General features: G+C 74.5%; 1 protein-coding gene. It reads left to right on the forward strand.

The features are described from left to right. Positions 1-130: 130 nt before the first annotated feature. Positions 131-773 (forward strand): polyketide synthase dehydratase domain-containing protein (locus TU30_RS00100; RefSeq protein WP_370626535.1); only part of this gene is annotated, 643 nt, incomplete at its 3' end.

A 773-nucleotide genomic window follows, 5' to 3' on the forward strand; every position in this document is an offset into this window, starting at 1 on the left:
GCGGATCGGCACGCCCGGCGCCGACGGCAGGTGCGCTCTGGGCATACACGCGCGGGGTGAGGACGACGTCCAGGCCCCGTGGACCGTCCACGCCACCGGAATTCTGGCTCCTGCGGCTTCCGTGCACGAGGTGCGGTCTGACTTCGACGCGTCCGTGTGGCCCCCGGAGGACGCCCGCGCGGTCGATGTGACGGGCTGCTACGAGCGGCTGGCCGACGCCGGGTTCGCCTACGGTCCCGCATTCCGCGGCCTTCGGGCCGCATGGCGCCGCGGCGACGAGCTGTTCGCCGAGGTCGCCCTCGACGAAGCAACGGAGGGCAGCGCCTTCGGTCTCCACCCGGCCCTGTTCGACGCCGCCCTGCACGCCTTCGCGCTCGACGACGACGGCCGCGGTGGAGTGCCGTTCTCCTGGGCCGGGGTGTCGCTGCACGCCTCCGGCGCCTCGGCCCTGCGGGTCCGGCTGACCCGGGACGCCGACGGCACCATGGCCTTGGAGCTGGCCGACCCGGCAGGCGCTCCCGTCGCCTCGGTGGATTCCCTGGTCGTCCGGCCTCTGGCGGCCGAACAGCTCAGCGCTGCGACCCATGACGCCCTCTACCAGGTGGACTGGGTGCCGGCGCGGGGCACGCGGGCCGCCGAAGTGTCCTCCGAGCCGGTCACGGTGTCGGGGGCGGCCGAACTCGAGGCGCTGGTTCAGGGCGAGGTGCCCGCAACGGTGCTGGCCACCGTGCCCGGCACCGCGGGCGGTGTCGTCGGATCCGTGCACGATGCGG

This window comes from Streptomyces sp. NBRC 110035 (assembly GCF_000829695.1).
In the GTDB taxonomy this organism is placed as follows: domain Bacteria; phylum Actinomycetota; class Actinomycetes; order Streptomycetales; family Streptomycetaceae; genus Streptomyces.